Origin of the sequence: Streptomyces sp. NPDC047042 (assembly GCF_040644035.1) — a bacterium.
In the GTDB taxonomy this organism is placed as follows: Bacteria; Actinomycetota; Actinomycetes; order Streptomycetales; family Streptomycetaceae; genus Streptomyces.
Genome location: NZ_JBEYVP010000013.1, coordinates 1 through 24,880, shown reverse-complemented (window position 1 = coordinate 24,880; position 24,880 = coordinate 1). Strand labels below are relative to the sequence as shown.

Genomic DNA, 24,880 nt, shown 5'->3' with positions numbered 1-24,880 from the left:
GTTGCCCCCCATGTCCGCATTCGGTACGCCCGAAACCGACGGCCCCTCAACAGACCTCCGCCCCACGGCAGTTGACGATCAGGGCGCATCCCGGCGCCGGATCCTCGCCCGCACCGGCGCCCTGGGTGCCGGTATCGCCTTCACCGGAGCCCTCTCCGAGCTCTTCGCCGGTACCGCCGCCGCCCAGGAGCTCGGGCATTCCGGCTACGGCCCCCTGGTCCCCGACCCGAAGGGCCTGCTCGATCTGCCGAAAGGTTTCCGCTATCGGGTGCTGTCCCGCGAGGGCGATCCGCTGCGCTCCGGCGAGGGACCGGTCCCCTCCAACCACGACGGCATGGCGGCCTTCGCGGGCCGGCACGGCCGCGTCCACCTGGTCCGCAACCACGAGAACCGCGTCACCGGCAGAATCCCGGTCCCGACGATCAAGGGCCTCACCTACGACCCGATGGGCAAGGGCGGCTGTACGTCCCTCACTCTCGACCGGGACGGTGACGTCCTCTCGGAACGGGTCGCCATCGCCGGTACCGCCGTCAACTGCGCGGGCGGGCCCACACCTTGGGGCACCTGGCTGACCTGCGAGGAGACCGAGGACAAGGCCGGCACCAACGGCTACACCAAGGACCACGGCTTCATCTTCGAGGTCGACGGGGCCGACCCGCACCGCACCGGCGCCGTCCCGCTCACCGCGATGGGCCGCTTCCAGCACGAGGCGATCGCCGTCGACCCGAAGAGCGGCATCGTCTACGAGACGGAGGACGCGTTCCTGCGCCCCTTCGGTCTCTTCTACCGTTTCCTGCCCAAGAGGCCGCTGGGCGGGGTCGGTTCACTGCGCGCGGGCGGCCGGCTCCAGGCGATGCGCGTGCCCGGCGTACCCGACCTCTCCTCGATCCAGGAGCCGGGCGCCTGCTTCGATCACGTCGAGTGGGTGGACGTACCGGACCCGCTGGCCGCCCAGACCCCCATCCGTCTCCAGGACTTCGGGCCGAAGGGCATCACGCACGCGCAGAAGCTGGAGGGCTGCTACTGGGGCGGGCGATGCGTGTACTTCGTGTCGTCGTTCGCGCACGCGAGCGAGGGCTCGGCGGCCACCCACTTCGGCCAGATCTGGCGCTACGACCCGGGCGCTCGCCGCCTCACCCTCGTCATCGTCTTCGGCCCGGACACCGACATCCAGCTGCCCGGCGAGTCACCGGACAACATCTGTCTCGCCCCGAGCGGCGGCCTGATGGTGTGCGAGGACGGGGACGGCGCCCAGCACGTGTACGGCGTGACCCGCAAGGGCGAGGTGTACGCGATGGCCCGCAACGCCCAGAACATCGGCACGGCAAATGCCCCGGAATGGGGCGAGTTCGCGGGCGTCACCTTCTCGCCCGACGGCCGGACGATGTACGTCAACTGCTACACGCCGGGGACGACCTTCGCGGTGCGTGGCCCCTGGAAGCGGTAACGGACGCCCCCTGATCGGGGCCATGGCGGGCAGGCCATAACCTGTCCGCCATGAACGTACCGGGGGACGTGATCGACGGCCGCTTCGAGCTGCTGGAACGGCTCGGCAGTGGCGGGATGGGCACGGTGTGGCGGGCCCGCGACGCCGTGCTGCACCGCGAGGTCGCGTTGAAGGCGGTACGGCGTGACGCGGCGGCGGACGACGTCGTACGGGAGCGGGTCATGCGCGAGGCGCGGGCGCTCGCCCGGCTCAACCACCCCCATGTGGTGACGGTCCACCAGATCATCGAGGAGGACCCGCACCCCTGGATCGTCATGGAGCTCGTGCCCGGCGTTCCGCTCGACAAGCGCCTGCAGTCGGGACCGCTGACACCGGTGGAGACGGCACGGATCGGCGGCCAGGTACTGGAGGCGCTGCGCGCCGCGCACGCCGGCGGCGTCCAGCACCGGGACGTGAAACCGGCGAACATCCTGCTGCGGCAGGACGGCAGCGCGGTCCTCACCGACTTCGGGATCGCCGCGCTCCAGGGCGCCACGGCCCTGACCATGACCGGCGAACTCATCGGCTCCCCCGAGTACATCGCCCCGGAACGCATCCGTGGCCCCTCCGACGACCCGGCCGCCGACCTGTGGTCCCTCGGGGTCGTGCTGTACGTGTGCGTGGAGGGCGTGAGTCCCCTGCGCCGCGAGACCTCGCTCACGACACTGGCCGCCGTCCTGGAGTCCGACATCCCGCCGCCGTCCCGTTCCGGCCCGCTGACGCCCGTACTGGACGCGCTGCTCGACCGGGACCCGGCCGCGCGCCCGGACGCGGCGCGGCTGGCGGCGATGCTGGAGCGGGTGGTGGCGGGCACGACGGCGGAGCCCGTGCGCCCGACGCTGACCGCGCCCACGCCCCTGCCCTCGTCCGAGGGCCGGGGCCCGGAGTTCGGCGGGCCGCCCGCGCGGTCGCCGAAGCGCCGCAAGCGGATCGCCCTGTCCGCCGTCCTCGCGGCCCTTGTCGCCGTCGCCGCCGTCCTCCTCGCCCCGCGCCTCCTCGACGGGAAGGCGACGGGCGGCGACTCGGACCCGACGGCCCGTACGAGAACCTCGCCGCCTCCCTCGGCCGTTCCGCCCGGCCGCTGGATCGCCCAGCTCCACTCCGAGCCGGTCGGCTCCGGTACCGCCGCGCGCGACACACGCCTCGCCAAGATCCGCGAGTCCGTGCCGGAGGCGGAGTTCGTGCTCAGTGACAGGTACGCCTCCCTGCGCCCGGGTTACTGGGTGATCTACGCCCCCGGCCCGTTCACCGACGGCCGCGCCGCGCTCGCCTTCTGCGCCGAACGCGGCCTCGTGACGCCGAGCACCTGCATGGGCCGCTACCTGAGCGACAGCGCCGCCGACTTCACCGACCAGTGCCTCCCGCCCGCCGCCAGTCCCGGCGGGCGCTGCACGCGTCCCTAGGTCTCGACGGCAGGGAACTGGCCTCCCGGGCCCGGACCACGCACACGATGCGTGTCGCCACCCTGGGTCGAGTACGCCGGGGACCAGAAAGGCTCGAAGCAAGGCGCCGCCCAGCATGAGGAGAGCGGCCCGAGCACGCTGGGTGAGCTGCTGCGCCTCCCCCGGGGAGAGCACGTGGACCTCGGTGCCCACGACGCCGGGGCCACCCCGGGCGGGCCCGCCGTCAAGGCCGCCGGGCTCGCGGACACCGCCCTGATGGGCGAACCGCTCGCAGACCTGCAGGAACTCCTGCGGGCGCGCCCTGTGGCCCGCGTACCAGGAGGCGTACGAGATCGCCCTCGAGAGGTGCTCGACGGACGCGCCCTGGTATCTGGTCCCGGCGGACCGCAAGTGGTACCGCAACTGGGCGATCAGCCGGCTCCTGCTGGAGCACCTGGAGGGGCTGGACCCGCAGTACCCGAAGGCGGACTTCGACGTGACGGAGGCCAGGGCACGTCTCCTCGCCACCTAGCCGCCCGTTCGACCGGCCTACCCTGGTGGTATGAATGACGAGCACAAGGCGCACGCGGAGTCCGGGACGTACGCCGAGTGCGTGCTGTGCCGGGAGCCGACCGAGTACCCGGCGTCCCGGAAGGGGATCACCCTGTGCCCCGTGTGCGAGTGGCAGGAGGCTCAGCGCAACGCCTGCTCAGGGTGAGCGGCGTGAGGTGAGCGCGCAGGCCACGGCGATCGCCGCCACCGTGAGCAGTGCTGCCAGGGCCAGCGGCAGCAGGGGCACCGGGACGCTGCCCGCGCGCGAACCGGTCACCAGGGACGTGATCGCCGTCTTCGCCGGGGATCCCGTCGCCACCATCGCCAGCAGTGCGCCGAGCATCATCGCGGGGACGGCCCGGCCGGTCGAGCGCAGCAGCGGCCAGGTGGTGAGCGCGCCGACGGCCGTGCCGAGCAGGGCGCACGCCAGGGCCACGAGCAGTCCGGCGGCCCCGGCCGGGAGCGGTTCCACCCGGATCTGGTGGTCGGCGCTCGTCGGGTCGCTGATCAGGGTCACCAGGACGGTCGCGACGGTGCCGAGCGCCGCCGCGGCGGCCAGTGACACCAGGAGACAGGCGAGGTGCGCCCGGCCGGGTCCGGCCGCCGCGGCCACGGCGGCACGGGCGGCGGGCGGCTCGTTGCCCGCGCAGATCCGCACCAGCCAGGCGGCCACCGGCAGCAGGGCCGCCGCCGCGTACCCGAGCGAGTCGAGCACCGGCTGCCCGCCCTGCACCCCGACGCCCAGGAACACCGCGTAGAGGATGAACGGCGGCAGCCAGCGCTGCGAACGGACGAGCAGGGCGCTCTGGTAGCGCAGGAGGGCGGTCATCGGTGGCTTTCCTCGGGGGCCTGCGGTGCGGGCACGGCGGTGCCGGCGGGCGTTCGGGTCCGGTCGGGCGCTGTCGTCGCCGCCGGCTCGACGCTCACCACGTGCCAGGGCGGTCGGGCCATGAGCAGGGCGCGGAGCACGACGTCCGAGTGGGTACGGGGGACGGTGAGCCGGTGGCCGCCCGGCGGCTCCGTACGCGCGCTCGACGTCGTCCACCTCAGCGCCTCGGCCGGGGGTGACGCGCCCGGCGGCCCCTGGGCCTCGACGACCAGGTGCGGGCCGGTCGGCTTCGGTGAACCGGCCCCGGCCGTACGGCGGTCGAGGCCGCCCTCCGTCACGGTGTAGGTCTCGTCCGGCGCCCCCGCCAGGCGGCCCGGGTCGTGGTCGACGAACACCACCGACGCGCCGGACGCGGTCCGTTCGGCGACAACCCGCTCCAACTCGGCCCGGGCGGCGGTGTCGAGGCCCGTCCACGCCTCGTCGAGGACGAGCAGCTCGGGCTCGGCGAGCAGGGCCTGCGCGACCGCGACCTTCTGGCTGCTCCCCTTCGACAGCTGCGCCATCGGCGTCCGGGCGTACGCGGCGGCGCCGAGCCGCTCCAGCCACTCGTCGGCGGCGCGGGCGGCGGCCGTACGGGACAGTCCGTGCACGGCGCCCAGATGTGTGAGGTAGCCGTGTGCGGTGAAGGGGAGCGTCGCCGGGAAGCGTTCGGGGACGTACGCGGTGCGCGGGCGGCCGGTGAGGGTGCCCTCCGTGGGGGCGTCGATGCCGGCGAGGACACGCAGGAGCGTGGACTTTCCGGTGCCGTTGGCGCCCTCGACGCGGGTGAGGGTGCCGGGCGCCAGCGTCATGTTCACGCCGCGCAGGACCCAGGGGCCGCGTATGCCGTACCGGCGGCCCACACCGTCCAGTCGAAGCTCGTGCCGCATGCGCCCTCACCCTCTGCCCGGAAGAACCGATCTTCCGCCTGGCAGACTGAAGGACGTGACCAGTGACCCGGCCGTTCCCGGCGAGAGCCCTTTCCAGACCGAGCCCAGCGGACGCGACCACGCGCCCCAGTTCGTCCTCCCCCTCGTCGCCCGGATCGAGAAGGCCGCGCCGCCCGCCCGTACGGACGCCCTGGAGACCGCCGCCCGGGCCGTGCTCGTGCTCCTCGGGGACGAGCGGTCGGCCGGTGCGGGCGAGTGGGCGCAGGCCGTGCGGGACTGGCAGGACGCCCGGATCCGCAAGGTCGTACGGCGGGCGCGGGGCGCCGAGTGGCGGCGGGCCGAGGCGCTGCCCGGCATCACGGTGACCGGCAAGTCGGCCGAGGTGCGGGTCTTCCCGCCGGTTCCGCTGGACGGCTGGCCCAAGGACCTGGCCCGGCTCCAGGTCTCCGGCACCGATCTGGCGGACCCGGAGCCGCCGCTCGACGCCGACCCGGCGGTGCCCGTCCTGTGGCTCAATCCCGAGCTGGAGATGTCGGCGGGCAAGGCGATGGCCCAGACGGGACACGGCGCGCAACTGGCGTGGTGGGAGCTGTCGGACGAGGCCCGGGCCGCCTGGCGCGACGCGGGCTTCCCGCTCGCCGTCCGTACCGCGGAGCCGGCCCGGTGGCGTGAACTCACCTCCGGCGACCTCCCGTTGGTCCGGGATGCCGGTTTCACGGAGATCGCTCCCGGTTCGGCGACGGTGGTCGCGGACCATCGTCCCCTGGGCCGCACAGGGTTCAAACATCTTCGTTGAACATCATCGGGCTCCCGCGCGTACCTCCTGTCGCTGGCCATGCACCACATGCCCAACGACCAGTCGGTTCACCCGGGAGGCTCCTTTGCCGCGCTTCAACCACTCGGCCCTCGTCATCGCGGCCCTGACCACCACCATCGCCGCGCTCTCGTTCCCTGTGTGGTCGTACAACGACCGCTCCGGCACCGGAGTGGCGAATGTGGCCGCTTCCACGGTGAACACCCAGTGGGGTCCGCTGACCGCCAACGACCGCGACCTGATCGTGCGTGTGCGGCTGGCCGGCCTGTGGGAGCTGCCCGCGGCCGAGAAGGCGATGGCCCGCTCGAAGAGCGCCGCCGTCAGGGACGCGGCCGACCACCTGCTGACGGGTCACTCCGACCTCGACGAGCGGGTGCGCAACGTCGCGTCCCAGCTCGGTGTGGAACTGCCCAACCAGCCGAACGAGCAGCAACAGGGCTTCCTGGCACAGATGGACGCGGCTCAGGACGGCGAGGCGTTCGACCGGACCTGGGCGAACCTCCTGCGGTCCGCGCACGGCAAGATCTTCCCGGTCATCGGGGTGATACGGAACAACACCCGCAATACCCTCGTGCGGCAGCTGGCCTCGGACACGAACCAGACCGTGCTCGACCACATCACGATGCTGGAGAAGACCGGCCAGGTCGACTTCGACGGCATCGCCAACGGCACGATCTGACACGTGTCGGCTACGCGGGCCGGGCCCTGACCCCGGTCCGCCCGTCCGAACATCCCGATACGCCTCACGTATCTCCCTCACTGGCCAAGTGACAGTCCCCAACGACCAGTTGGTTTTCCCCGGGAGGCTTCTTTGCCCCGCATGAACGGCTCGATCCTCGTCGGCCTGGCGATCGCAGGCACGATCGGCGCGCTGGCGTACCCCGTCGTCTACTCGTACCCCCACCGCGACGACGCCGCGAAGGCGGCCGTGGTCACCGGTGAGACGTGGAACACGCCATGGGGGCCGCTGACCGCGCTCGACCGCAGCCTGATCGTGCGTGTGCGCCTGGCCGGACTCTGGGAGCTGCCCGCGGGGCAGCAGGCGATGCAGCGCTCCACCAATCCGGCCGTCAAAGAGGCGGCGAACCACCTGATCGTGGGACACAACGACCTCGACAAGCGGGCGCGGACCATCTCCGCGCAGCTCAACGTCCCGCTGCCCAGCCAGCCGAACGCACAGCAGCAGGGCTTCCTGGACCAGATGACGGCGGCCTCGGCCGCGGACTACGACAAGGTCTGGGCGAACCTCCTGCGGACCGCGCACGGCAAGATCTTCCCGGACATCGCGACGGTACGGAACAACACCCGCAACTCGCTGGTGCGCCAGTTGTGCTCGGACACCAACCAGACCGTGCTCGACCACATCACGATCCTGGAGAAGACCGGCCTGATCGACTTCGAGACCATCGCCGAGGGCGCCGCCGGGCCCAGCGCCAGCCCGACCGGTCCGCCGCCGCCCGTCCCCGGAGTGGTGCCGCCCAACGCACCCCCGGTGGAGCCGACCAGCAACGTCGTGGGGACGTCGAAGCCGTCACCGGGAGCACCCGGCGTGGTCAACACCAACCGGCCGGAGGCGAAGGACCCCAGTACCGTCGTCCAGGGCCAGCAGTAGCCGGCCGGGCGGCGGCGGAAGGGCGGGCGGGCGGACCGAGCGAAAGCTCAAATGTTGCTCTGAACGTCTGCCTGAAGGGGTTCGGCCCCGGGGACACGGGCCATCACTCGTGGACCGAGAAGGTCTCAGAAGGCGAGACACGATGAAGCAACAGCAGCGACAGCAGCAGCGCCCGGGGCGGCTCGGGCGACTGGGTACGGGCATCGGGTGGCGTCCGGAGATCGCGGACGCCGTGGAGGCCATGCCGGGCATCGACTGGGTCGAGGCAGTGGCCGAGAACCTCTGCCCGGGACATCTCCCCGAGTCGCTGCTGCGGCTGCGCGAGCGCGGGGTGACCGTGGTCCCGCACGGTGTCTCCCTGGGCCTCGGCGGCGCGGACCGGCCCGCCGAGGAGCGGCTCACCGCGCTCGCCGAGCGGGCCGAGGCACTGGCCTCGCCGCTGGTCACCGAGCACATCGCGTTCGTCCGGGCGGGCGGCCCGCTGACCGCGTCCCCGCTGCTGGAGGCCGGGCACCTGCTGCCCGTGCCCCGCACCCGGGACGCCCTCGACGTGCTGTGCGAGAACATCCGCATCGCCCAGGCGTCGCTGCCGGTGCCGCTCGCCGTCGAGAACATCGCCGCGCTCATCGCCTGGCCGGGCGACGAGCTGACCGAGGGCCAGTTCCTGTACGAACTGGCGGACCGGACCGGCGTACGTCTGCTCATCGACGTCGCCAACCTGCACACCAACCACGTCAACCGGGGCGAGGACCCGGCGAAGGCGCTGGCCGAGCTGCCCGTCGAGGCCATCGCGTACGTCCATGTCGCGGGCGGTTTCGAACGGGACGGCGTCTGGCACGACAGCCACGCCCACCCCGTCCCGGACGCCGTTCTCGACATCCTCACGGACCTCGCCTCCCGGGTCACCCCGCCCGGGGTGCTGCTGGAGCGGGACGACAACTTCCCCGAGCCGGCCGAGCTGGAGCGGGAGTTGGGCGCGATCCGGGGGGCGCTGGAGCGGGCCGCGACCCCGGAACAGGCCGAGGAGAGGCCCACCACCGGCGACACGTCCGACTCGTACGACGCCTCGCACGAGTCCTCGGGCTCCGCGTACGCCCGCCAGCGTCTCGCCCTGGAGCAGACCGCGCTGCTCTCCGCGCTCGTCGCGGGGACGCCCGCGCCGGAGGGGTTCGACCGGGTGCGGCTGGGGGTGCAGTCGCGGGCGCTCGGTGCGAAGCGCGCGGATGTCGTGGCGAAGGTCGCGCCGGAGCTGCCCGAGATCCTCGGGGCGGGCTACCGGCCCGCGTTCCTCGCGTACGCGCACGGGCACCCCATGTCCGACGGCTACCGGCACGACGCGCTGGACTTCGCCGCGCATCTGCTGTTCGGCGGGCAGCCCGGTGTCCCCGCGAACGCGGAGGGCCGGCGGCGGCTGCGCGAGTGGTGGCTGGACCGCTCGGGCCCGGCTCCGCGCTCCCAGCGCCCCACGGCCCGGCTGGCCCGGGCCACCCGCCGCGTACTCCTGCGCCGCTGACGCGCCGGGGCACAGAGCACAGTGTGCGTGGAGTAACAGCGCCGCCCGATACAGCGCACTTCGCCGTCGGTTTTGTCAGTGTTTCGGGAGATGTGCCCAAGGTTCGCGCTCCCTCATCCGGCGTCCGCCCCCTCCTCCCACTGCCGCCTCCTCGCGTACGGCGGTCGGCGTAGGGGCCGCAGTACGATGCCAACTCCGTGCCCGAAGCGCATTAGCGTGCGGTGCCGCGACAGGAGGCAAGGCACCATGCGATCCATCCAACGTTCCGGCCTCGGCGGCACCGGGCTCATCGTCGCCGGTCTGGCGGCGACCCTCGTGGCGCTGATCTTTCCGGTCTGGTCGTACACGGACCGTTCCGGGACCGGTGTGGACGTGCTCAACGCCCAGACCGTGTCGACACAATTCGGTCCGCTGTCGGCGCTCGACCGCGAGTTCCTCACCAAGGTCCGGCTGGCGGGTCTGTGGGAACTGCCCGCAGGGCAGCAGGCCCAGGAACGCGGCACCACCGAGGCCGTACGGATCGCGGGCCGTCATCTGATCGAGGGGCACACCTTCCTCGACGAGCGGGTCCGGGACGTCGCCACCCGGCTGAGCTTCGAACTGCCCAACCAGCCGAGCGAGCAGCAGCGCCAGTGGCTCACCACCATGGACGCGGCCCACGGCGAGGACTTCGACCGCGAGTTCGCCAACCTGCTGCGGATGGCCCACGGCAAGGTGTTCTCCGTCGTCGCGCAGGTCCGTGCGAGCACCCGCAACTCCCTGGTCCGCACCCTCGCCGACGACGCGAACACGACCGTGCTCGACCACATCCAGGTCCTGGAGGCCACGGGGTACGTCGACTTCGACGCCCTCGCCGAGGACATGGCCGCCGCGAGCACCCCGCCCCTCACCAACTCCCCGGCCCTGCCCGGACCGACAACCGCCCCCGCGTCGGCCGTCCCGGTGACGCCCTCGCCGGTGACGACCTATCCCCTGCCGCCGCCCGCGACCCTCCCGCCGTCGGAGGCCGGGGAGGTCGTGGAGTTCACGGAGTCCGCGCAGCCCTGATCCGGCCACCGGCGATACAGCACGTACCGGCCATACCTCGTCCATATCCTGAAAGCCCATGGCGTTCCGGGCACCCTTCGCATAGAACAACGGCATGTTCTGGTCCTTCCTCCTGCTGCTGGCCTGGATCGCCGCCGGTACGGCGTGCACCCGGCTGTGTCTGGCCGCCGTACGCGCGGGCGCCGCCGACCCGGACGCGGGCCCGAACGGACGCGGGCGTGATCTGACGCTGTACGAGGCCGCGTTCCTGTCCGGCGGACCGGCGCGGGTCGCCGATCTCACGCTGGTGTCGATGGCCCGTCAGCGGCGGCTGCTGCTCGCCCACACCGGCTGGGCGACCGTCGTGGACCCCAGCGGGCGCGACGAGATGGAGCGGTCGGTCATCGGCGCGATCGGTCCTGAGGGACAGTCACGCATCGCTCCGGTGCGGGCGGCCACGGCCGGCGCGGAGGCCGTCCGGGGGCTCGCGGACCGGCTGGTCGCCGCGGGGCTCGCCGTACCCGACGGTGCCCGGCGCGGGATCGCCTTCGCGGTCCGTCAGGTGCGGTCCGCCGCGCTGGCCGTCCTCGCGCTGGGCGCGGTGGCCCTGCTGGTGCCGGGGCGGGACACTGTGCCGCGCGACCTGGTCGCCCTCTGGTTCGCGCTCCCCCTCGTCCTCACCCTGAGCTGCCTCGCCGTCGCCCGTATCGAGGTCCACCCGTACTCACGCTGGGCGTCACCGGCCGGGCAGCGACTCCTCACCGCCCTGACCCGGCGGACCAGGACCACCGGCCCCCACGGCGCGGGCGACGAACGGACGTACCTCACCTCCGTCGCGGTGCTCGGCGTCCGCGCGGTCGACGAGCCCGACCTGCGCGCGGCCTTCGCGCACCGGGAGACGCAGCACATCCCGGGCGAACGGCTGCGCTGAACCGCGCCCCTGTTCCCGGCGCCCCGGGAGTGTGCGGGGGCGCACAGGAGTGCTCACGGCGACACGGGCGACCGGTGCTTGCCTTCGCCGATTCCCGTCCGAAACATCCCTTCTGTTGCCATCGAAGGGATACGCGATGCGAGCTGCCGCCCTCTACTCGGCTGCCGGGTCCTTGCTGCTGACCACTCTGGCCGCCGCCCCGGCGGACAGCGCCCCGGGCCTGCCCGACCGCCCGGGAGGCCCCGGCTCGGCGGAGTTCCGGGGTTCCGTGCTGGCCGCCGCGCGGGCCGGGGCGGCCGGTATCCGCTTCGGGAAGTGCGCGGCGGAGGAGGAACTGCCCGACAGCGTGCGCTGCGGCACCGTCACCGTGCCGCTCGACTACGCGCACCCCGACGGCAAGCAGATCAAGCTCACCGTCAGCCGGACCCCGGCGACCGGCAAGGACCCGCGCGACCCCGAGCACAAGGTGCCCCACCAGGGCGCCCTCGTCTACAACCCGGGCGGTCCCGGCGCCTCCGGCATGTTCTTCCCGATGATCGGCGTCATCCCGGAGTGGAAGCGCATCGCGGGGGCGTACGACCTGGTCGGGTACGCCCCGCGCGGGGTGGCCCGGTCGGCGCCGCTGTCCTGCAAGGACCCCAAGCACTTCTTCAAGGGACCAACCCAGGCACCGGTGCACCCCTCCCAGTCGTACAAGATGGAGCGGGTCGCCGAGGCGAAGGCGTACGCGCGCGGGTGCGCCGAGCGCTCGGGCGAGGCGCTGCGCCACTACCACTCCCTCAACAACGCCCGTGACCTGGACGTTCTGCGCGCCGCGCTCGGCGAGGAGCGGCTGACCTTCATGGGCGCCTCGTACGGCACCTACTTCGGGGCGCTGTACGCGACGCTGTTCCCCTCGCACGTACGGCGGATGGTGTTCGACTCGGCGGTGAACCCGGACCCGAGCGGGATCTGGTACCGCAACAACCTGGACCAGTCGGCCGCGTTCGAAGGCCGCTGGGCCGACTTCCGGGCGTGGGTCGCACGCCACGACGACGTGTACGGACTGGGCGCCACGCCGGGGGCGGTCCAGCGGAGCTACGAGAAGGCGGCGGCGCGCCTCGCCACCGAGCCGGCCGGCGGGAAGGTGGGGCCGGGCCAGTTGCAGGGCGCGTTCCTGCAGGCCGGGTACTACGACGACTACTGGCCGCACCGCGCCCACGCCCTGGCCGCCTACCTCAAGGGTGATCCGCAGCCGCTGATCGACCAGGCGGCGCCGGTGACGGAGGCGGCCGTCGAGTCGGAGAACGGCAACGCTGTCTACACGGCGGTCGAGTGCAACGACGCGCCCTGGCCGACGAGTTGGCAGGTCTGGGACCGGGACAACACGCTGCTGGCGCGCACGGCGCCGTTCGAGACGTGGGACAACGCCTGGATGAACCTGCCGTGCGCCTACTGGCCGGCGCCCCGGCAGACGCCCCTCGACGTACGGACCGGGCCGGGCGATCTGCCGCCGGTGCTGATCCTGGCGGCCGAACGGGACGCGGCGACGCCTTACGCGGGCGCGCTCGAACTGCGGCGCCGGCTGCCCGGCTCGGCCCTGGTGACCGAGCGGGGCGCGGGCACCCACGGCATCGCCGGTGGCCCGAACCAGTGCGTCAACGACCACCTGGACGCGTATCTGCTGGCCGGCCGCCTGCCGCGCCGCAACGCGGACTGCGCCCCGCACGCGGCACCCCGGCCCGCGGCCCGGGCCGACCGTTCCCCGAAGGAGATGGCCGCCCAGGGCGCGTGACGCGGGCCGCCGTCAGGCGGGCTGACGCGGACCGCCGTCAGGCGAGACCGGCGACCAGCTCGCCGATGTCCTTTCGGCGGCCCGTGTAGAACGGGACCTCTTCGCGGACGTGCATGCGGGCCTCGGAGGCGCGCAGGTGGCGCATGAGGTCGACGATGCGGTACAGCTCGTCGGCCTCGAAGGCCAGCAGCCACTCGTAGTCGCCGAGGGAGAACGAGGCGACGGTGTTGGCGCGCACGTCCGGGTAGCCGCGGGCCATCTTGCCGTGGTCGGCGAGCATCCGGCGGCGGTCCTCGTCGGGCAGCAGGTACCAGTCGTACGAGCGCACGAACGGGTAGACGCTGACGTAGTTCCGGGGCGTCTCGTCGGCCAGGAACGCCGGGATGTGCGAGCGGTTGAACTCGGCGGGGCGGTGCAGCGCCATGTTCGACCACACCGGCTCCAGGGCACGGCCCAGCTTCGTGCGGCGGAAGAGGTTGTACGCCTCCTGGAGCTGGTCCGCGGTCTCGGCGTGCCACCAGATCATCAGGTCGGCGTCGGCGCGCAGTCCGGACACGTCGTACGTGCCGCGCACCGTCACGTCCTTCGCGGCGAGCTGGTCGAACAGCTCCTGGACCTCGTCGGCGTAGCCCGCGCGGTCCTCGGGCAGGACGTCCTTCAGCTTGAAGACGGACCACAGGGTGTAGCGGATGACCTCGTTGAGGTCCTTGGCCAGCTTGCCCTTGTTCGGGATGCGGGCCGCGTCGGTGGTGGGGGCGTCGTCGCTCATGCGCCTATTCTCCCGCTCCGTCTGCCGCGCTTCGCACCGGGTTCGACTCCAGTGGTCCCAGCGCGTCCACCGCCGCGTACGCGCTCGCGATGCAGGCGGGGATGCCGACGCCGTCGTAGGCGGCGCCGCACACCGCGAGGCCGGGGAGCTTGGCGAGGTGTTCGCGGACGCGGTCCACGCGCGCGTGGTGGCCGACCGGGTACTGGGGCAGGCCGTCGTCCCAGCGGGTGACGCGGGTCTCGACGGGGGCCGCCGTCAGTCCGGTCGCCTCCTGGAGGTCGTGGCGTGAGACCTCGACCAGGTCGGCGTCGGGGCGCTGGAGGATCTTCGTCTCGGCGTAGCGCCCCACGGAGGTCCGCAGCACCAGCAGGTCCGGGTTCTCGTCGGCGATCCAGCCCCATTTCTGGGAGGCGAACGTCGACGCCTTGATGGTGCGTCCGTCGACCGGCGGCACCAGGAAGCCGCTGCCCTCGGGAAGGCTGACGTCGGCGCGGCGGTAGGCCAGGGTGATCAGGGCCATCGACGCGTACTCCACGCCCGCGAGTTCGGCCGCGGCGGCCGGTGCCTCGGCGCGCAGCAGTCCGGCGGCCACCGGGGTCGGCACGGCGACGACCACCCCATCGGCGTCGAGCACCCGTCCCCCGGCGACGACCCGCCACGCCGCCGCGCTTCCGGTCGTCCGGCGCAGCTCGCTCACGGGCGCCCCGGTGACGATCTCGCCGCCCCGCGCGCGCACCGACTCCGCGACGGCGAGCGGGAGTTGGCCCACTCCTCCCCGGATGCCCATGAAGACAGGTCCGCCCTGCTGGGGGGCGGCGGCCATCCGGGCCTGAATGCCGCGCACCCCTTCCGTCAGGGACGCGTGCTTCTTGGCCACCTCGAAGAGCTGGGGTACGGCCGAGCGCATCGAGATGCGGTACGCGTCACCCGCGTACACCCCGCCGAGCAGGGGTTCCACCAGCCGGTCGACGACCTCGCGGCCGAGGCGCGCGGCGACGAACTCCCCCACGGCCACATCGTCACCGACCTCCGTGCGCGGCAGGTCGGCGTCGCGCCCGATCCGGGCGAGCCCCTCGTCGGAGAGGACACCGGCCAGGGCCGAGGCGCTGCCGGGGACGCCCATGACGTGCCCCTTGGGCATGGGTCGCAGGGCGCCCCGGGTCCAGATCGAGGCCGTGGCGGTGGCGGGCGGCTGGAGTCGGTCGTCGAGGCCCACCTCGCGGGCCAGCGCGATGGCTTCGGGTCTGCGGGCGAGCATCGACTCGGCGCCGAGATCGACGCGTGCGCCCGCGATCTCGCCGGGCAGCAGCTTGCCGCCGACGCGGTCGGACGCCTCCAGGACGGTGACTCTGACACCACGGTCCAGGAGCCGGTGGGCGGCGGCCAGACCCGCGATCCCACCCCCGATGACGACGACATGCCCGGCACCCGCACGGGCCTCCACTGCGCTCATGCGACCAGCCTCTCAGACCCCACTGACACTCCCGTCGGCGCACGCCGCGCACGGTGTCCGGCGCGAGTCCCGACCGTGACCTCTTCGGGACCGTAACCGGCCAACGTCCGGGCCCCTTCGGGCGTCGAAGGAGCGTCAGTCGTGCACCACGACGGTTCAAGACGGTCCAACGACAGCCCTCGGGGGGATCCGCAACATGAACAACACACGCACACGCCGTACACGTCCCGTCCAGACCTTGGCGGGCGTCCTCTTCGCCGCGTCCCTCGCCCTCACCGGTTGCAGTGCGGGCGCCGACTCCGGCGCGAGCAGCGACTCGGGGGTCTCCCAGAAGGACGATTCCGCCTCCGGCGCGCTGGAGCAGCAGGCCGGGGCGGAGAGCAAGCCGGGCGGCGGCAAGGGCAGCGGCGCCCAGGCCAGTGCGGCGCCCCAGGCGGCCACCGGCCCGCACATCATCCGTACCGTGTCGGTCTCCGTGCAGGTCAAGGACGTGTCGAAGGCCCTGGCCAAGGTGCGCGCCACCACGGAGAACGCGGGCGGCTATGTCGGCAGCGAGACGACGACCCTCGACGAGGACGAAAGCGGGGAGGGCCGGGAGGGCCGGGAGAACGGGGAGAGCGAGGCGGGCAGCGAGAGCACCGACGTCGTCCTGCGCGTGCCCGTCGACAAGTACGAGCAGGTCCTCCGTGATCTGGAGGGCACCGGCAAGCTTCTGCACCGGGAGGCGGAGGCGAAGGACGTCACCGAGCAGGTCGTCGACGTGGAAAGCCGTATCACCACGCAGCGCGCCAGCGTGAACCGCATCCGCGAGCTGATGGACAAGGCCACCAAGCTCTCCGATGTGGTCACCCTGGAGGGCGAGCTGAGCCGCCGTCAGGCCGATCTGGAGTCGCTGCTCGCCCGCCAGGCCTCCCTGAAGGACCGCACCTCGCTGGCCACGATCAATCTCTCCCTGTCCGAGAACCCGGCCGAGGTGGCCCACGAGGACGACGACCCGGGCTTCCTGGACGCCCTCGCGGGCGGCTGGAGCGCCTTCGTGACGATGCTGCGCTGGATCATGGTGACCCTCGCCGCGATCCTGCCGTTCGCGGTGCTGGCGGCCCTGGTGGTGTTCGGCTGGCTGCGTCTCGACCGCGCCCGGCGGCAGCGCGCGGCCACGGAGCCGGCCCCGACGCCTCCCCTGCCGACGGCTCCCCCGGCGCAGCCGAAGGGCCCGGGCCAGGACTGAAATGCCGGGTCCCCGTAGCGTGTTCGTATGAGCATGAGCGACGGCCGTACGAACGACACGAAGCGTGGGACCGAGCGTCTGGTGGTGATCGGCGGCGACGCGGCGGGCATGTCCGCCGCGTCGCAGGCCCGTCGGCAGAAGGGCCCAAGCGAGCTGGAGATCGTGGCGTTCGAACGCGGCAACTTCACCTCCTACTCGGCGTGCGGCATCCCCTACTGGGTGAGCGGCGACGTCCCGGACCGGGACCAGCTGATCGCCCGCTCGGCGGAGGAGCACCGGGCCCGCGACATCGACCTGCGGATGCGTACGGAGGTCACGGAGATCGACGTCCCGGGCGGCCGGGTACGCGCGCGTGACCTCGAGACCGGCGTCGAGTCATGGACGTCGTACGACAAACTGGTGATCGCCACGGGTGCTCGCCCGATCCGCCCCTCCCTGCCGGGCGTGGACGCCCCCGGCGTACACGGCGTACAGACGCTGGACGACGGCCAGGCGCTTCTGGACACCCTGACCACCACCAGGGGCCGCCGAGCGGTCGTGGTCGGGGCGGGCTATATCGGCGTGGAGATGGCCGAGGCGCTCATCAGGCACGGCTACGAGGTGACGGTCGTCAACCGCAGCGACGAACCGATGGCCACCCTCGACCCGGACATGGGCCGCCTGGTGCACAAGGCGATGGAGGGCCTGGGCATCACCATGGTGAACAACGCCGAGGTCACCAGGCTCCTCACCGGCGACGACGGCCGGGTGCGCGCGGTCGCCACCGAGGACGCCGAGTACCCGGCGGACGTGGTCGTGCTCGGTATCGGCGTCCGCCCCGAGACGACGCTCGCCCGGGCCGCGGGACTGCCCGTGGGCGACCACGGCGGCCTCCTCACCGACCTGGCGATGCGGGTGCGCGGCCACGAGAACATCTGGGCAGGCGGCGACTGCGTGGAGGTCCTGGACCTCGTCTCCGGCCGGCGACGGCACATCCCCCTGGGCACGCACGCCAACAAGCACGGCCAGGTCATCGGCGCGAACGCGGGCGGCGGCTACGCCACCTTCCCCGGCGTCGTCGGCACCGCCGTGAGCAAGGTGTGCGACCTCGAGATCGCCCGCACCGGCCTGCGCGAGAAGGACGCGGACCGGGCGGGCCTGCGCTACGTCACGGTCACCATCGAGTCGACGAGCCGCGCGGGCTACTACCCCGGGGCGGCCCCGATGACGGTCAAGATGCTCGCGGAACAGCGCACGGGCCGCCTCCTGGGCGTCCAGATCGTCGGCCGGGAGGGCGCGGCGAAGCGGGTCGACATCGCGGCGGTGGCCCTCACGGCGGGCATGACGGTGGAACAGATGACAGCCCTGGACCTGGGCTACGCCCCACCGTTCTCCCCGGTCTGGGACCCCGTACTGGTAGCAGCCAGAAAAGCAGCATCAGCGGTACGGAAAAACACCGGCTGACAGGAGCGCCCTAGGGGCGCGGGGAACTGCGCGACAAGCCACAACGCACCCGCACCCGGCGACCCACCAGCACCTCTATGCCGCTACGCCGTCCCGTTGATCCGATCGATCGCCTGCCGAGCCTGCTCCCCCGGCGGCCGGGACGGCAACGCCGACACGGACGCCGACGCCGAAACAGACGGCGCCTGCTGCGCCTGCGCCGGCTTCGCGTGCGCCCCCAACCCACTGGACCGCAACCGGTGACTCACCGCCTCGTCGAGCGACACCGGCCGCTGCATCTGCGTCGCCAGCCGCCCCGCCTCCTGGCCGAGCCGGGCCACGTCCTCCCAGGGCAGGTGGACCACCAGTGCGAGTTCGGCCTCTCCGTTCGGCAGAGCCTGTACCGACTGCATCGGAGGAGTAACTCGGTCGTTCATCGCCTGTTCCTCACGTCGTCCCCGCGGCCCGCCTTCGTCGTGCCGCGGACGTCGAGGACAGATACGGACACACGGACAGCCGCGTTCACCGGTTCGCGGGACGCATCGGGGGCAGTACTTCCTTGTGGTCATCCCCGTCCATGACGTGAACCCGGCAAGCCGTACCCCCTGGGTCACGTACGCGCTCATCGCCGCCAACGTCCTCGTGTTCCTCGCCATGCCCGGCACAGCGGGCTCGGTGACGGGCGAGAGCGGTCTGGCACAGCTGTGCCATCTCCAGGCCTTCCTGGACCACTACGCCGCCGTGCCCCAGGAGTTGATCCACCACGAGCTGCCGCGCATGGTGCCGACGGGCGAGGTCGGGATCGGCAGGACAGGCCCGGGCTGTGTGATCGGCCCGCCGAGCTACGACAAGTCGCCCGCGCTGTCCGTGCTCACGGCGATGTTCCTGCACGGCGGCTGGCTGCACCTGCTGGGCAACATGCTGTTCCTGCTGATCTTCGGCAACAACATCGAGGACCGCCTCGGCCACGTGCGCTACGCGCTCTTCTACGTCGCCTGCGGCTACGCGGCGTCGTACGGCTTCGCGCTCGTCAACGCCGACTCGTCCGACCCCCTGATCGGCGCCTCCGGGGCGATCGCCGGGGTGCTCGGCGCCTATCTGGCGCTGTTCCCGAAGGCCAGGGTCTGGGTGCTGGTGCCCTTCCTCGTCTTCCTGCCGCTGCGGCTGCCGGCCTGGCTGGTGCTGGGCTTCTGGTTCGTGCTGCAGGCGGTGTACTCGTCCGGCGAGGGCGTCACCGAGGCCGGCACCGTCGCGTACGCCGCCCATGTCGTCGGCTTCCTCGCGGGAATGCTGCTCGCCTGGCCGCTGCGCCCGGGCACGCCGCCCCCGCCGGAACCACGTGGCCTTCTGTGGGGCAGGCGGGCCCGCCCGGGTCAGTAGAAAACAAACAACGCACAGAATATCCACAGCATATCTCTGGCATATTTCCCCGATGCTCGACAACTCGGGCATTTCGAAAGTCTCTAGATAGGGCAAATTTCCTGGACCGGAGCGCATCAACGCTCGCCGGATCTGCGAGGATCCGATTCAGGAAAGGCCAGGACTCTTCGCCGGGACCGGGGGAAAGACGCCGATGGACGCCATGGTGCTGCAGGCGCAGAAATTCATCAACACCACTTACGCGGGGGTCCCCGGAATACCCACGGTCGCCGAGGACGGCACGACCGGCTGGGACATCATGTACGCGCTGACCCGGGCTCTCCAGTACGAGCTGGGTATCACCGCCCTGTCCGACAACTTCGGCCCGACCACACTCAGCACACTCACCTCGCGCTATCCGGTCGTCGACGGGACGAACGAGAACGCCAACATCAATCGCATCGTCCAGTCCGGCCTCTACTGCAAGGGCTACGACGGCAGTGGAATATCGGGGTCGTACGACTCGACGACCGGCTCCAGCGTGACCGAACTGAAGACCAACATGGGCGTCGCCGGTGTTTTCCCCGGGGACGGTGTCACTCCCAAGGTCTTCAAAGCGCTGCTGACAATGGACCCCTATGTTCTCATCAGTGGCGGCAGCGACCAGGTGCGCTCGATCCAGCAGTGGATGAACGCGAGTTACATCAACCACGCGAATTTCTTTGTCATCCCGTGCGACGGCTATTTCTCCCGGGACGTCCAGAAGGCGCTGATGTTCGCGATCCAGTTCGCCATCGGCTTCGACGACGCCACGGCGAACGGCGTATTCGGTCCGGGCACACAGGCCGGTCTGAAGGCCAACACCCTGTCGGTCGGTTCGAGTGGCACCTTCGTTCAGCTCTTCTCCGCCGCCATGGTCTTCAACAAGCGCTCGGGTGCGGTGTTCAGCAGTACCTTCGGATCGGATCTGGCCGACGCGGTCGCGGACTTCCAGAGTTTTGTGCGCCTTCCCGTCACCGGCACCGGAAACTTCCAGACGTGGGCCTCGCTGCTGGTCAGCACCGGGGATCCGAGCCGCTCGGGCACCGCCTGCGACTGCGTCACCGAGATCACCGCCGACCGCGCGGCAGCGCTCAAGGCGTCCGGGTACTCGATCGTCGGCAGATACCTGACCAATGTCGCGGGCACCACCCTCAACAAGAAGATCCAGCCCGGGGAGTTGGACACCATCGCCGGCGCGGGCCTGCGGGTGTTCCCGATCTACCAGACCTATGGCGGCTCGGTCGGCTACTTCAACCACGACCAGGGAGTGGCGGACGCGTCGGCCGCCATCGACGCGGCCCAGGGCTACGGCTTCCAGAGGGGCACGCGGATCTACTTCGCGGTGGACTACGACGCGCTCGACGCCGATGTCACCAGCAATATCATTCCGCATTTCCAGGGAATCCAGCAGCGTTTCGACGAGTACGAGGCCGGCTACAGGATCGGCGTCTACGGACCGAGAAACATCTGCAGTCGCGTCGCCGCCTCGGGTGCGACCTCCGCGAGTTTCGTCTCGGACATGTCGACCGGCTTCAGTGGAAATCTCGGCTTCCCGATGCCGGAGGACTGGGCGTTCGACCAGATCTCCACGATCTCGGTCGGATCGGGAACCGGCGCCATCCAGATCGACAACGACATCTCCTCCGGCCGGGACAGCGGACAGAACACCTTCGATCCCGTCCCCTCCCAGAAACTGGACGTCACCTTCGACACGGCGAACCGCGACGCACTGCTCGCCGACATCCGGGCGACCATGCAGTCCCTGGGCGTGGACGAGACGACCTGGTACACCAATCATTCGACGGAGGACGCCCTGAACGTCGTCCTCCAGTACGACTCCTACATCACCGGACTCGCCCGCTCGCTGAAAATGCGCAAGTCCCTCATCCAGGTGCCGATCTTCTGGGAATACCGGAAGTACACCTATCTGGACGATGTCGCGAACACCCTTGTCCAGGAGTACTACAGCTATATGGAGCAGATGGAGGCATGGAACAACATGCCCGTTTGGCAGCAGGCCATCACCCCGGTCCCGGAAATGCCGGTCGGCGCCAGGGACGACGCCAGTGCGGGACTGGGCCAGATTTTCGCCGCCACCGCCATCAGTGCCCGGAATTACTGCTCCTCGACGGGAATCACCGACGAGGCGACACTCGACGCGTCGGACTGGCACACGATGGAAACCGTCTGGAACAACCTGTACACGAACAACCAGTACAACATCACCACCGTGGCACTCGTCCATATCTCCGATGCGCATTCCATCGGCCAGCGCATTCCCGGCCTTGACTACACCGACCCGGAAACACAGGCCGTCCTCGCACGCTACAACGGCACCGGCGACGACGCGGCGGAGTACGGGGTCCAGAATTTGAGCGTCTACCAGACGTTCGAGAAGTACAACGCGCCTGCCCGAAACCTGTGACCCATGGCCGGCGAGCGGAAAAGAGCGCGGAAATGACTGGAGATTCTGGAGATCCGATGTCCGAGCAGCATTCCGAACAGCATGGGAACGTAAAGAAGACCACCCGGCGCCCGACCCGCCGGTCCGTGCTGACGGCCGGCACCGGCGTGCTGGCCGGTACGGCCCTGTCCGGCTGGGCGGGGCAGCTCCCGGCGATGGCCGCCGCCAGGGGCAGGACGGTGGAACCCACCCGGCCGCCCACACCGACCGACGAAGACCCGACGCCGAAGAAGACCCCGCTCAGCGCCAACGGCTGGGCGACGGAGGCGAAGGCCGACGACGGCGGCACCATCTGGTCCAGAGCCGTCAACGGCAGCGATCTCTCGGTGCAGGTACGCACCGGGGACGTCGCCGCGGTCCTCCTCTACGTGGTGCGCCGTTTCCACTACGAGATCGACGCCCTGCGGACCGGTGACGTGGTGGGCTTCCGGAAGCTCGGCGGCACCAGCCTCTCCTCCCCGCAGAGCAACCAGGCCTCGGGGACCGCGGTCGCGATCCGCGGTGGCTGGTACCCGGAGGGCTCGTCCGGGGGCTTCTTCGCACCTCAACTGGCCGTCGTCCGGGACATCCTCGCGGTGTGCGACGGCGTGGTGCGGTGGGGAGGCGACGACGAGCGGCCCTACGAGGCGCTGTTCTCCATCGACGTCCCGCCCGGCAGCCCGGAACTGAGCACGATCGGCAGCCGCATCCTGGGCTGGAACCAGCGGCCCGGCCAGGGCGCGGGCCAGCTCCCGGACCCGTCCCAGCCGAAGCGCCGGTCCGCCGCTCTAGCCTTGGAACATACCCAGCGCGGCTCGTGACCCGGCCCGTCGCGGCCGGCCAGGGGCGCGGGGAACTGCGCGACAAGCCCCAACGGATTCGCACCCAACACGAAACCGGACCGGCGAAATTCGGGCCACCAGAACAGGACAGGACAGGACAGATGTGAACGCCAGCAACCCTGTCGCCGACCCTCGTACGCGGTCCGCGCAGGAAAGCCGCCGCCTACGGATCCGGGCCGGCTACGGGCTCGCCCTGCTCCCCGTCTCCTTCGTGCTCGCCGCCCTGGTCTGGCTCTACTGCGCGGACCAGTACGCCCACTCCGGCGCCGACTGGACCACCCACTGGCCGCTGGGGCTGGCGTTCTTCGCCGCCTCCGGACTTCTCGGCCTGCTGGCGTTGGGCCTGCCTCGGCGATGGCTCGTGTGGCTGCAACTCCTCCTGCTGCTGCCGGCCATGGCGCTGTTCGCCTTCTGACAGGCCCCCCGGCTCAGCGGGCGGTGCTCGTGTGGACGTACTCCACGAGGCGGGTCAGCGCCTCCGGGGGCGTGTTCGGCATGACGCCGTGGCCGAGGTTGAAGATGTGGCCCTCCAGCCCCTTCGCGGAGTCGAGGACCTCGCGGGTCTTCGCCTCGACGGCCTCCGTGGAGGCGAACAGGACCGTCGGGTCGAGGTTGCCCTGGAGCGCCTTGCCGGGGCCGACGCGGCGGGCGGCCTCGTCGAGCGGGACGCGCCAGTCGACGCCCATGACATCCACGCCGGCCTCGCTCATCGGCGTGAGGAGCTCACCGGTGCCGACACCGAAGTGGATGCGCGGCACGCCGTACCCCTCGACCGCCTTGAAGACCTTCTGGGAGGCGGGGAGCACGGAACGGCGGTAGTCGGCCGGGGCGAGGGCGCCGGCCCAGGAGTCGAACAGCTGGACGGCGCTGGCGCCCGCCTCGATCTGGACCTTGAGGAAGGCCGCCGTGATGTCGGCGAGCCGGTCGAGGAGGTCGGCCCAGAGCTGCGGATCGCCGTACATGATCGCCTTGGCGTTCTCGTACGTCCGGGAGGGGCCGCCCTCGACGAGGTAGCTGGCGAGGGTGAAGGGCGCGCCGGCGAAGCCGATGAGCGGGGTGGCGCCGAGTTCGCGGGTGAGCAGGCCGATGGCCTCGGTGACGTACGGGACGTCCTCGGGGGTGAGGTCGCGGAGCTGGGCGAGGTCCGCGCGGGTGCGGATCGGCTTCTCGACGACCGGGCCGACGCCGGGCTTGATGTCGAGGTCGACGCCGATGGCCTTGAGCGGGACGACGATGTCGCTGAAGTAGATCGCCGCGTCCACGTTGTGCCTGCGCACCGGCTGGAGGGTGATCTCGGTGACCAGCTCGGGCCGGGTGCAGGACTCGAGCATCGGGATGCCCTCGCGGACCTTGCGGTACTCGGGCAGGGAGCGCCCGGCCTGGCGCATGAACCACACGGGCGTGTGCGGCACCGGCTCGCGTCTGCACGCCTTCAGGAAGGCGGAATCCTGCACGGCGTCGTTCTTGACGGCGGCGGACGTCGCTGTCGGCTGCTGGCCCGCGGGGCTCTGGTTCGCGCTCACGACCAGAAGTCTCGCACGCCCCACCGACAGTCCCGCGAACAGCCCTGCCGACGGCTCTTACCCGACTGTGGTCCGTCCCACGGGTGTCTCTCCCCGCGCGGGGGCTCCGTTCCCCTTAATCTTCCCCGCATGGCTGCGGCACAGGGACGACTGTCGGACGGCGCTGGCGGAATGGACGACGCGAAGGAGGGGGACCGGGATGCGGACACGGCACCGTTGCCCTTCCGGGCCGCCGTCGACGCGTTGCGGTCCGCGCGGCTGAGGCCGCAGATCGAGATCGAGCCGACGCGGGCGCCCCAGCGTCTGGCGCCGTTCGCGTACGCCCTGGAGGCGGCCGTCGTCGACGGCGAGGAGGACCTGGCCGACGGCCGGCTCGTCCTGTTGCACGACCCGGCCGGGCACGACGCCTGGCAGGGCTCGTTCCGGCTGGTGACACTGGTGCGCGCCGAGCTGGAGCCGGAGATGGCCGCCGACCCGCTGCTGCCGGACGTGTGCTGGTCCTGGCTGACGGGAGCGCTCCAGGCGCGCGGGCTGTCGTACGGCGAGGCCAGTGGCACGGTCACGCGCGCGAGTTCGCACTACTTCGGCGGGATGTCGGAGCGGCCGGCCGCCTCGCAGATCGAGATCCGCGCCTCCTGGACGCCCCGGGAGAGCCTCGGCGGGGTCCCGGACACCGCGTCCCATCTGGCGTCCTGGTGCGACCTGCTCGCCCAGATCGCGGGCCTGCCGCCGGCCGGCCCCGGAGACGCGTCGGTGGTGACGCTGCCGCAGCGGCGGGGCCCCCAGTCCCGGTAGAGGGCCCTGGTGGGCTCTGCCCCTGGCTCGCACTGAACGGCGAACGGCCTTGCGGTCCCCGTGCGGGGACCGCAAGGCCCCGAGGCCGGGTATTGCCGGCGCGCCCCGGCGGAATGAATGTATTTGGGGTTTAGGCGCCACACGGTGGCGGGGACG

The 24,880-nt window shown here is 71.5% G+C and carries 23 protein-coding genes and 1 pseudogene; 18 read left to right on the top strand and 6 right to left on the bottom strand.

The window, feature by feature from the left end; translation table 11 throughout:
* Positions 1–10 precede the first annotated feature (10 nt).
* The 4 genes and pseudogenes from ABZ855_RS16800 to ABZ855_RS16785 all read left to right on the top strand — a co-directional run bounded on the left by ABZ855_RS16800 (position 11) and on the right by ABZ855_RS16785 (position 3,586).
* Positions 11–1,447: a PhoX family protein gene (locus ABZ855_RS16800; RefSeq protein WP_360807379.1), complete on the top strand. Its 1,437-nt coding sequence runs from the start codon at positions 11–13 to the stop codon at positions 1,445–1,447.
* A gap of 50 nt (positions 1,448–1,497) precedes the next feature.
* Entirely contained in the window at positions 1,498–2,889 is a 1,392-nt protein-coding gene (locus ABZ855_RS16795) for a serine/threonine-protein kinase (RefSeq protein ID WP_360807377.1), read from the top strand.
* A gap of 138 nt (positions 2,890–3,027) precedes the next feature.
* Positions 3,028–3,400 (top strand): annotated as a pseudogene (locus ABZ855_RS16790) (hypothetical protein).
* 30 nt (positions 3,401–3,430) lie between these two features.
* Positions 3,431–3,586, top strand: a complete 156-nt coding sequence (locus ABZ855_RS16785) for a hypothetical protein (protein WP_360807375.1) — start codon at positions 3,431–3,433, stop codon at positions 3,584–3,586.
* Here the strand turns inward: ABZ855_RS16785 and ABZ855_RS16780 are convergent.
* Together ABZ855_RS16780 and ABZ855_RS16775 are read right to left on the bottom strand one after the other, a co-directional pair.
* The gene (locus ABZ855_RS16780) at positions 3,578–4,249 is read right to left on the bottom strand and encodes an ABC transporter (protein ID WP_360807373.1); all 672 of its coding nucleotides are present in this window, start codon (positions 4,247–4,249) and stop codon (positions 3,578–3,580) included. The genes ABZ855_RS16785 and ABZ855_RS16780 overlap by 9 nt on opposite strands.
* Positions 4,246–5,178, bottom strand: coding sequence for an ATP-binding cassette domain-containing protein (locus ABZ855_RS16775; RefSeq protein ID WP_360807371.1), 933 nt, complete (start codon positions 5,176–5,178; stop codon positions 4,246–4,248). Before ABZ855_RS16775 ends, ABZ855_RS16780 begins: the two co-directional genes overlap by 4 nt.
* A gap of 55 nt (positions 5,179–5,233) precedes the next feature.
* Between ABZ855_RS16775 and ABZ855_RS16770 the strand changes: the two genes are divergently transcribed.
* From ABZ855_RS16770 to ABZ855_RS16740, 7 genes are all read left to right on the top strand, one after another.
* Positions 5,234–5,974: a peptidyl-tRNA hydrolase gene (locus ABZ855_RS16770; protein WP_360807369.1), complete on the top strand. Its 741-nt coding sequence runs from the start codon at positions 5,234–5,236 to the stop codon at positions 5,972–5,974.
* Between the two features lie 85 nt (positions 5,975–6,059).
* Positions 6,060–6,671, top strand: coding sequence for a DUF4142 domain-containing protein (locus ABZ855_RS16765; RefSeq protein ID WP_360807367.1), 612 nt, complete (start codon positions 6,060–6,062; stop codon positions 6,669–6,671).
* 132 nt (positions 6,672–6,803) lie between these two features.
* Positions 6,804–7,604 (top strand): DUF4142 domain-containing protein, encoded by an 801-nt coding sequence (locus ABZ855_RS16760; protein ID WP_360807365.1) that lies wholly within the window; start codon positions 6,804–6,806, stop codon positions 7,602–7,604.
* A 142-nt stretch (positions 7,605–7,746) separates the two neighbouring features.
* Positions 7,747–9,117 (top strand): DUF692 domain-containing protein, encoded by a 1,371-nt coding sequence (locus ABZ855_RS16755; RefSeq protein ID WP_360807363.1) that lies wholly within the window; start codon positions 7,747–7,749, stop codon positions 9,115–9,117.
* A gap of 246 nt (positions 9,118–9,363) precedes the next feature.
* On the top strand, positions 9,364–10,164 hold the full coding sequence (locus tag ABZ855_RS16750; protein WP_360807361.1) for a DUF4142 domain-containing protein: 801 nt from the start codon (positions 9,364–9,366) through the stop codon (positions 10,162–10,164).
* A 94-nt stretch (positions 10,165–10,258) separates the two neighbouring features.
* On the top strand, positions 10,259–11,074 hold the full coding sequence (locus tag ABZ855_RS16745) for a TIGR04222 domain-containing membrane protein (RefSeq protein ID WP_360807359.1): 816 nt from the start codon (positions 10,259–10,261) through the stop codon (positions 11,072–11,074).
* A 136-nt stretch (positions 11,075–11,210) separates the two neighbouring features.
* Positions 11,211–12,848, top strand: coding sequence for an alpha/beta hydrolase (locus tag ABZ855_RS16740; protein WP_360807357.1), 1,638 nt, complete (start codon positions 11,211–11,213; stop codon positions 12,846–12,848).
* 37 nt (positions 12,849–12,885) lie between these two features.
* Here ABZ855_RS16740 and hemQ read toward each other — a convergent pair whose 3' ends face one another.
* Entirely contained in the window at positions 12,886–13,617 is a 732-nt protein-coding gene (hemQ, locus tag ABZ855_RS16735) for a hydrogen peroxide-dependent heme synthase (protein WP_360807355.1), read from the bottom strand.
* Positions 13,618–13,621: 4 nt separating this feature from the next.
* Positions 13,622–15,070, bottom strand: coding sequence for a protoporphyrinogen oxidase (hemG, locus tag ABZ855_RS16730; protein WP_360807353.1), 1,449 nt, complete (start codon positions 15,068–15,070; stop codon positions 13,622–13,624).
* 196 nt (positions 15,071–15,266) lie between these two features.
* Between hemG and ABZ855_RS16725 the strand changes: the two genes are divergently transcribed.
* Complete coding sequence (locus ABZ855_RS16725; protein ID WP_360807351.1) at positions 15,267–16,298, top strand: DUF4349 domain-containing protein; 1,032 nt, start codon at positions 15,267–15,269, stop codon at positions 16,296–16,298.
* A gap of 27 nt (positions 16,299–16,325) precedes the next feature.
* Positions 16,326–17,741: an FAD-dependent oxidoreductase gene (locus tag ABZ855_RS16720; protein WP_360807349.1), complete on the top strand. Its 1,416-nt coding sequence runs from the start codon at positions 16,326–16,328 to the stop codon at positions 17,739–17,741.
* Positions 17,742–17,824: 83 nt separating this feature from the next.
* Here ABZ855_RS16720 and ABZ855_RS16715 read toward each other — a convergent pair whose 3' ends face one another.
* The gene (locus ABZ855_RS16715) at positions 17,825–18,157 is read right to left on the bottom strand and encodes a hypothetical protein (RefSeq protein WP_319200062.1); all 333 of its coding nucleotides are present in this window, start codon (positions 18,155–18,157) and stop codon (positions 17,825–17,827) included.
* A gap of 124 nt (positions 18,158–18,281) precedes the next feature.
* Here ABZ855_RS16715 and ABZ855_RS16710 point away from each other — a divergent pair, with 124 nt between their 5' ends.
* From ABZ855_RS16710 to ABZ855_RS16695, 4 genes are all read left to right on the top strand, one after another.
* Positions 18,282–19,100, top strand: a complete 819-nt coding sequence (locus ABZ855_RS16710) for a rhomboid family intramembrane serine protease (protein WP_360807347.1) — start codon at positions 18,282–18,284, stop codon at positions 19,098–19,100.
* Positions 19,101–19,293: 193 nt separating this feature from the next.
* Complete coding sequence (locus tag ABZ855_RS16705; protein WP_360807345.1) at positions 19,294–21,546, top strand: glycoside hydrolase domain-containing protein; 2,253 nt, start codon at positions 19,294–19,296, stop codon at positions 21,544–21,546.
* 56 nt (positions 21,547–21,602) lie between these two features.
* Complete coding sequence (locus ABZ855_RS16700; RefSeq protein ID WP_360807343.1) at positions 21,603–22,385, top strand: hypothetical protein; 783 nt, start codon at positions 21,603–21,605, stop codon at positions 22,383–22,385.
* Positions 22,386–22,509: 124 nt separating this feature from the next.
* Positions 22,510–22,821, top strand: coding sequence for a hypothetical protein (locus ABZ855_RS16695; RefSeq protein WP_360807341.1), 312 nt, complete (start codon positions 22,510–22,512; stop codon positions 22,819–22,821).
* A gap of 13 nt (positions 22,822–22,834) precedes the next feature.
* Here ABZ855_RS16695 and hemE read toward each other — a convergent pair whose 3' ends face one another.
* Positions 22,835–23,929 (bottom strand): uroporphyrinogen decarboxylase, encoded by a 1,095-nt coding sequence (gene hemE / locus ABZ855_RS16690; RefSeq protein WP_360807339.1) that lies wholly within the window; start codon positions 23,927–23,929, stop codon positions 22,835–22,837.
* A gap of 129 nt (positions 23,930–24,058) precedes the next feature.
* Between hemE and ABZ855_RS16685 the strand changes: the two genes are divergently transcribed.
* Positions 24,059–24,724 carry a DUF3000 domain-containing protein gene (locus ABZ855_RS16685; RefSeq protein ID WP_360807337.1) on the top strand — a complete coding sequence of 222 codons (666 nt, stop codon included), beginning with the start codon at positions 24,059–24,061 and terminating at the stop codon, positions 24,722–24,724.
* Positions 24,725–24,880 lie beyond the last annotated feature (156 nt).

What these genes read in the sequence shown, in the direction of transcription:
- ABZ855_RS16800 (WP_360807379.1), top strand. Translation starts at nt 11, where the DNA reads ATGTCCGCATTCGGTACGCCCGAAACCGACGGCCCCTCAACAGACCTC.
- ABZ855_RS16795 (WP_360807377.1), top strand. Translation starts at nt 1,498, where the DNA reads ATGAACGTACCGGGGGACGTGATCGACGGCCGCTTCGAGCTGCTGGAA.
- ABZ855_RS16785 (WP_360807375.1), top strand. Translation starts at nt 3,431, where the DNA reads ATGAATGACGAGCACAAGGCGCACGCGGAGTCCGGGACGTACGCCGAG.
- ABZ855_RS16780 (WP_360807373.1), bottom strand. Translation starts at nt 4,249, where the DNA reads ATGACCGCCCTCCTGCGCTACCAGAGCGCCCTGCTCGTCCGTTCGCAG.
- ABZ855_RS16775 (WP_360807371.1), bottom strand. Translation starts at nt 5,178, where the DNA reads ATGCGGCACGAGCTTCGACTGGACGGTGTGGGCCGCCGGTACGGCATA.
- ABZ855_RS16755 (WP_360807363.1), top strand. Translation starts at nt 7,747, where the DNA reads ATGAAGCAACAGCAGCGACAGCAGCAGCGCCCGGGGCGGCTCGGGCGA.
- ABZ855_RS16750 (WP_360807361.1), top strand. Translation starts at nt 9,364, where the DNA reads ATGCGATCCATCCAACGTTCCGGCCTCGGCGGCACCGGGCTCATCGTC.
- ABZ855_RS16745 (WP_360807359.1), top strand. Translation starts at nt 10,259, where the DNA reads ATGTTCTGGTCCTTCCTCCTGCTGCTGGCCTGGATCGCCGCCGGTACG.
- ABZ855_RS16740 (WP_360807357.1), top strand. Translation starts at nt 11,211, where the DNA reads ATGCGAGCTGCCGCCCTCTACTCGGCTGCCGGGTCCTTGCTGCTGACC.
- hemQ (WP_360807355.1), bottom strand. Translation starts at nt 13,617, where the DNA reads ATGAGCGACGACGCCCCCACCACCGACGCGGCCCGCATCCCGAACAAG.
- hemG (WP_360807353.1), bottom strand. Translation starts at nt 15,070, where the DNA reads ATGAGCGCAGTGGAGGCCCGTGCGGGTGCCGGGCATGTCGTCGTCATC.
- ABZ855_RS16725 (WP_360807351.1), top strand. Translation starts at nt 15,267, where the DNA reads ATGAACAACACACGCACACGCCGTACACGTCCCGTCCAGACCTTGGCG.
- ABZ855_RS16720 (WP_360807349.1), top strand. Translation starts at nt 16,326, where the DNA reads ATGAGCATGAGCGACGGCCGTACGAACGACACGAAGCGTGGGACCGAG.
- ABZ855_RS16715 (WP_319200062.1), bottom strand. Translation starts at nt 18,157, where the DNA reads ATGAACGACCGAGTTACTCCTCCGATGCAGTCGGTACAGGCTCTGCCG.
- ABZ855_RS16705 (WP_360807345.1), top strand. Translation starts at nt 19,294, where the DNA reads ATGGACGCCATGGTGCTGCAGGCGCAGAAATTCATCAACACCACTTAC.
- ABZ855_RS16700 (WP_360807343.1), top strand. Translation starts at nt 21,603, where the DNA reads ATGTCCGAGCAGCATTCCGAACAGCATGGGAACGTAAAGAAGACCACC.
- ABZ855_RS16685 (WP_360807337.1), top strand. Translation starts at nt 24,059, where the DNA reads ATGGCTGCGGCACAGGGACGACTGTCGGACGGCGCTGGCGGAATGGAC.